Source organism: Yinghuangia soli (genome assembly GCF_021502675.1).
GTDB lineage: Bacteria > Actinomycetota > Actinomycetes > Streptomycetales > Streptomycetaceae > Yinghuangia > Yinghuangia soli.
In genome coordinates, this window is sequence record NZ_JAKFHA010000066.1 from 1 (window position 1) to 5,510 (window position 5,510).

Genomic DNA, 5,510 nt, shown 5'->3' on the forward strand with positions numbered 1-5,510 from the left:
CCACCGCAGCCCGCGCATCCGCCTGCGTCGCCCCCGCAAACGACCCCAACACCGCACCATGCCGATGCGGCTGCACCACATCGACCCTGGCACCGCCACCCGCGGACTGCACACCGCCGATGGTCTGCGTCAGCTCGACCGGCTCGGACGCCTGGCGCTTCAGCTCGGCTTCCAGCCGGGCCCGCTCCGGGCTGCCGGGGGCGTAGGAGTGGATCGGCTCGTTGACCGGGGCGGGAACCTGAGTGACAGCATCCATGCCCCACGCAGTGCCCGATTTCCTCCGCTTTGACGCATCGGATTCCGGGTTGTGCCCCGCTCAGCCCGCGGCGAGAGCCACGGCCTCCGCGAGGGTGTCGACGACGGGGACGCCGACCCGCTCCAGACTGGTCCGCGAGTGGGATCCGCCGGTGTACAGGACCGCGGAGGCACCCAGCTCGCGTGCCGCGTACGCGTCGTCCGCGGCGTCGCCGATGACCACGACCCCGGCCGGGTCGGCGTCCAGCGCCTTGAGGTGCCGGGCCAGGTGCTCGGCCTTGCCGCCGCCGGGCGGGCCGATCCGGCCGTCCACGCGCAGGAACATGTCGGCGATCGCGAAGCGGTCCACGAAGGGCATGAGGTCGTCGTGCGCGGTCAGCGACAGCAGCGACTGCGTACGGCCTGCGGCCAGCCAGCCGGCGAGCAGGTCGTCCACCCCGGGGGTCAGCGCGCAGGCGACGGCGTGCCGGGCGTACGAGCGCTGGAAGGTCGCATCGAGCATCGCCCACTCTTGGGGCTCGGGCACCCGGCCGGTGATCTTCTCGTAGAACCGCGGCACCGGCACCGTGTACAGCTCGCGGTAGCGCTCCAGGGTGATGGGCGGGAGCCCGTAGGCCGCGAACGAGTCATTGGTCGCGGCCATGACCGCGTCGATGTCGTGGAACAGCGTGCTGTTCCAGTCCCACACGATGTGGCGTGCCGGCGACCCGCCGTGCACACCGGACTCCTGCGACGTTCCCATCGGGGAATTGTGCACCCTCGGGCGCCTTGATGCGGGCCCGGGTCAGTCGACCAGGTCGCGCAGCTCCTGTGTCGCGAACCACAGAAGCTCGTGCTCCTCGACCGCCTCGACCAGGGCCTCCGCGGCGGCGTCGCCGGCCTCGGCCGCATCCAGGACCCCCAGCGCGGCCCGCACGTCGGCCTCCGCGTCCTCGGCGTCCATGAGCACCGCCGCGATGCGCTTCACCGGGATCGTGCCGTCCACCAGGACCGCCCCCGGACCGCCGTCCGGGACTGCGGACACGATGCCGTCCGGCACCTCGGCGGCCAGCACCACGCGGCGGGCCTTGCCGCCGCCCTCCTGCACCGCGGCCCGCAGCGACATGCGGCCGGCCAGCACGGTCGCGGCGTACTCCAGCTCCTCGGCGTCGTCCGTCCCGCACCACTCGGCCAAGCCGCCGAACACCGCGTACGCCCGCACCGGCGCGGGCCCCAGACCACCCTCCCGATGCACGCCGGCCAGGGCAGTCGGCGTCGAGGGGACGTACACGCGCATCGGGACTCCAACGGGACGAGGGCAGCGGACCCCCATGCGCGTGAATCCACCGGGGACCCACGGGAGGCGCCGCACTGCATCGTACGAGCTGGGCCGCGGAGGCGCCGGACGGGCAACGCCGTGATTGCCCTGTTTTGTCCCGGCGCACGCCCAGGCGATTCCCACCTTGGGACCGCGCGCCGTGCGCCAACGCCCTGTTTGACTCCCGGATTCCGCCCGACTACCAAGAGCCCCCGAACGCGGCACCGGGGGGACGGCCGCCGAGGGGGAACCACAGTCGCCGCCCTACCCCGGACCTACGGCCAACGGACCATTCGGGGAGCGCAACATGGCCCAGCCACACCGCACGACAGCCCACGACCACACCCCACCGGCAAGCCCGCCGGACCGGCCCCGCAAGGGGCCTGGATGCGCCGATCTTCCGGCCTCGGGCCCCGAGCACGAATCGATCGACGCCAAGGCGGCAAATCGCGAGCCGATGCGGGCGCCGGGTGCGCCCGATCGACCACTCGGCGCGGGCAACCCGCACGGGGGCCCAGTCCCTGCACCGCTCGTGGCCCCGGCGGCTGCGACTGCGGCTGCGGCTGCGGCTGCGGCTGACCATCCGGCGTTTTCCGGCACCCAGTGCGCCCAGAGGCCCACGACCCCGGACATCGCAGCGGCCGCGGGGGCCGCTCCGCATCCGGACGTCGAAGCCCATGCGGCGGCGAGCGTCCCGACGCCCGCTGTCATCGACCTCGACGCGGTTCGGAAGGAGTTCCGCGCTGCGGCCACGGACTGGCGACGCCACCGCATGTCCGGTCCGGTCGAGGCCGACCCGCGGAGCACGACGCAGCCGCATCCGCCGACACCAGTCGCGGCCCCCAGCCAAGAGCTGTACAGCGCCGGGACAGCGCATCGCGAGCCGATGACCAGGCCGGACGCGCCGGGTCGGCCAGTCGGCGCAGGCAGCCCAAGCACCGCACCGTCCCCGGCCCGGGCAGCCGCCACTGGGGCCGCTCCGCACCGAGAGTCGGGATCCCACGCGGAGCCGAGAATCCCGATGCCCGCTGTCATCGACCTCGCTGCGGTTCGGCGCACGCGGCGTCCCGGCGGAGCGCCCGAGCGGGAGCCGTACGTCGAGTTCGAGGGCCTGGCCAACAACGCGCCCTCCCCGCGGGGATGCGACTCGTGGCAGGGCGACCAGCCCGCGTCCACCCTGCACCAGCTGCGCGTTCTGCGGCCGCCTGCCTGGGAGCCGCCGTACGAGGGCGAACCCGGCGGCGGGCTTGTCATCCCGTTCCCGCCGCGCCCGCTGCCGACGCCCGACCTGCGGCTGGTCGGCGCACCGCTCGCGGAGCCCGACCCCGCCGAAGCCCGGCGGCGCGTACGCCGGTTCGCCATGCTGCTCGCCGAGGTACTGTCCGGCTGCCGCGCGCCGCGCCAACTCGACGCACACACCACCACCGAGGTCCGCGCCCGCGTCGACCGCCTGCGCCGCACCCTCGCCGAACGCCGCATCACCGGCGTGACACTCGCCGCGGCCAACGCCACCGCCCCCACGCCGGACACCGCCGAGGGCTTCCTCCGCCTGCGCCTGGCCGGCCCGGAGCGCTTCCAGGCCGTCGCGGTACGCCTCGACCGCACCCGCCCGCGCAGCCGGGCACCCCACACACCCACGTGGATCTGCACCGCACTCCGCTACCGCTGACCCCCTGAGGCCGGGAACCCACTCCCCGACCCTGCCTGCGCCCCTCCCCGACCCCGGGCCGAGGGGCGCAGCCATGCCACCCACAGACGGCCGTACGGGGGCTTCTGCAGCCCGAGTAGTCCGCAGCGGCCCCACCCGGCCGCAGACACGGCCACGAGACGCCTACGCCGACTGCGCCCCTCGCCCACCCCGGTCGAGGGGCGCAGCGCTGCGGAACGGCGCCCTGACGTGCCAGCCCCTCCGGCGTACGCGCACGGTTTTCGCGGGTCCCCGAAGCCGCAATTTCGCGACGTCCCACATCCTCACGCCGCCGCTCACCGCACCGCGCATCTACGCCGAACAGCCGAGCACACAAAGGTTTTTCTCCGGCGCACGCCCACACCGCGCGCCGCCGCGCGCTCCGCATGGGGAGTGAATGGCCGATAAGCCCCAATTTGCCCCTGACTCCAGCCGGCCACCCAGGACGCGCCGAGCGCCACCCTCAAGGGCGAAATTCACAGGCACTGCGTCATGCCCAGCCAGTGGCACACACGCACCGCGCCGGACGCGCAGCCGCGCATATCTGGGCGCACCACCGAAGCTCTTGAGAGCCGGCAAGGCTGCCGTACCCACGCCTCGCCGGCACCCTCACCGGTCCGGTGGTCGTCGTGACGGCCCCTCCCGCCCGGAAACGCCGCGGCACGGCCGGCGGCGTGTGGCGGTGAGGCTCTTTGGATTTCGCCACCCGATACTCACGGTCCGGCCAGGCATGCTCGCGTTGATTCCCCACCCTTGCGGGCTTGCATCCGGTACCCGGGTACAGGTTTACCGTCGAAGGACAGCGCCCTCCGGGGCGTCCATCGAGGGGAAGGAGTACGGCCGTGACCTGGGTGCCGCCGTCCTGCACGCTGGCGACCGTGGAGCAGCCGCTGCGCATCGCCGAGTTCGACACGCTGTTCGCCGACGCGCTCATCAAGGTGGAGCGGCCCGCGCCGGTCCGGGCCCGGCTGGTCCTGGACGCCGCAGCCGAGCCCGCCGCGCGGGACCTGGCCGAGCGGGAGACGGGCTGCTGCTCGTTCTTCGCCTTCGCCTTCGACCGCGACGCGGCCGGCCGCCTGCTGATGGACGTCTCCGTGCCCGAGGCGCACATCGGCGTGCTGGACGCCCTAGTGGAGCGTGCCTCCGGAGCCCGCGCATGACCACCCGGTCCGATGGGCTGCGGTCGGGCGAGCTGGCCGACGCCGCCGGGGTCAACCAGCAGACCCTGCGCTACTACGAGCGCCGCGGCCTGCTCGCCGAGCCCGACCGCACCCTCGGCGGGCACCGCGTCTACCCGCCCGAGTCCGTTGCGCTGCTGCGGGTGATCAAGGCCGCGCAGCGGCTCGGGTTCACCCTGGACGAGGTCGCCGAACTGCTGGAGGCCAGCACCCACCGGCACGGCGCAGGACGCCGCGCGAAGGCCGGGCTGCAAGAGCTCGCTGCCGCCAAGCTCGTCGAGGTCGACGCGCGGATCGCCGACCTGCACACCATCCGCACCGCCCTCGTCGACGCCATGGACGCCGGCTGCGACGACCTGGCGGTGTGCGCGAAAAGCGCCTGCTGCCCGCTTCCGTTCGCCGACCTCGCCGAGGAGGACCGGCATGCCGGACCGTGCTGCTGACCCCGCTCCCGACAGCCCCGACACAACCGAGGGGCCGCCGCCGCACCGTGCGGCCGGTCGCCTGGCCTGGCTCGCCGGAGCCGCATGCGTGGCGTGCTGCGCGCTGCCCGTGCTGGTCGCCGCCGGGCTGCTCGGCGGCGGCGCGCTCGCGGTCGCCGCGTGGCTGCCGTCGCCGCCGTCGCCCTGTTCGTAGCCGCCGTCCTGGACGACGCGAACTTCGGCCGCGAACGGGTCAGGCCGGCGGCGGGAAGCGGGTCGTCAGTGCGGAGTCCCAGTCACTGTCGCCCAGACCGGACCACATCAAGAGATCCCTCCAGTCGCCGACCGCTCGTTCCGCGGCCTCTTCGATGGGCATTTCGTCGAGGACCAGGATGATGACCGCCGCAGCAATGCGGTCCGAGCCGGCGTCGCTGTGGGTGGGCCCGTACAGGCTCGAAAGCGCCTGGGCCAGCTCGGTCCGCTGCGGCTCGGGGACCTCACGAGCCAGGATCCCGGTAATGCGGGACGACAGGATCATCTGCCTTGCTCCATCCACCGCGAAGCAGGCGCCTGCCGCAGCCGGCGAGACGCGCCATAGTGCGTGGCACAAACGCCGGAGGGGCCGACCGCCACCAGGCGGGCGGCCCCGCCCGGGTGCGCCGCGCGGCGTC

At 73.8% G+C, this 5,510-nt stretch carries 7 protein-coding genes and 1 pseudogene; 4 read left to right on the forward strand and 4 right to left on the reverse strand.

Going from position 1 to position 5,510, the window contains the following annotated elements; translation table 11 throughout:
• The 3 genes and pseudogenes from LZ495_RS42755 to LZ495_RS42765 all read right to left on the reverse strand — a co-directional run.
• Positions 1–256, reverse strand: a pseudogene (locus LZ495_RS42755) (L-glutamate gamma-semialdehyde dehydrogenase); the annotation flags it as partial.
• 60 nt (positions 257–316) lie between these two features.
• A complete protein-coding gene (locus tag LZ495_RS42760; protein WP_235058675.1) occupies positions 317–997 on the reverse strand; it encodes an HAD family hydrolase in 681 nt (226 codons plus the stop codon).
• 42 nt (positions 998–1,039) lie between these two features.
• Complete coding sequence (locus tag LZ495_RS42765) at positions 1,040–1,531, reverse strand: DUF6912 family protein (protein WP_235058676.1); 492 nt, start codon at positions 1,529–1,531, stop codon at positions 1,040–1,042.
• A 1,042-nt stretch (positions 1,532–2,573) separates the two neighbouring features.
• Between LZ495_RS42765 and LZ495_RS42770 the strand changes: the two genes are divergently transcribed.
• From LZ495_RS42770 to LZ495_RS42785, 4 genes are all read left to right on the forward strand, one after another.
• Positions 2,574–3,221 (forward strand): Rv3235 family protein, encoded by a 648-nt coding sequence (locus LZ495_RS42770; protein WP_235058677.1) that lies wholly within the window; start codon positions 2,574–2,576, stop codon positions 3,219–3,221.
• A gap of 860 nt (positions 3,222–4,081) precedes the next feature.
• Positions 4,082–4,399: a hypothetical protein gene (locus tag LZ495_RS42775; RefSeq protein WP_235058678.1), complete on the forward strand. Its 318-nt coding sequence runs from the start codon at positions 4,082–4,084 to the stop codon at positions 4,397–4,399.
• Positions 4,396–4,860: a MerR family transcriptional regulator gene (locus LZ495_RS42780; protein ID WP_235058679.1), complete on the forward strand. Its 465-nt coding sequence runs from the start codon at positions 4,396–4,398 to the stop codon at positions 4,858–4,860. The genes LZ495_RS42775 and LZ495_RS42780 overlap by 4 nt, the downstream gene beginning before the upstream one ends.
• The gene (locus LZ495_RS42785) at positions 4,841–5,053 is read left to right on the forward strand and encodes a hypothetical protein (protein ID WP_235058680.1); all 213 of its coding nucleotides are present in this window, start codon (positions 4,841–4,843) and stop codon (positions 5,051–5,053) included. Before LZ495_RS42780 ends, LZ495_RS42785 begins: the two co-directional genes overlap by 20 nt.
• 39 nt (positions 5,054–5,092) lie before the next feature.
• On the opposite strand, the gene LZ495_RS42790 is transcribed toward LZ495_RS42785, so the two are convergent.
• On the reverse strand, positions 5,093–5,377 hold the full coding sequence (locus tag LZ495_RS42790) for a hypothetical protein (protein ID WP_235058681.1): 285 nt from the start codon (positions 5,375–5,377) through the stop codon (positions 5,093–5,095).
• Positions 5,378–5,510 lie beyond the last annotated feature (133 nt).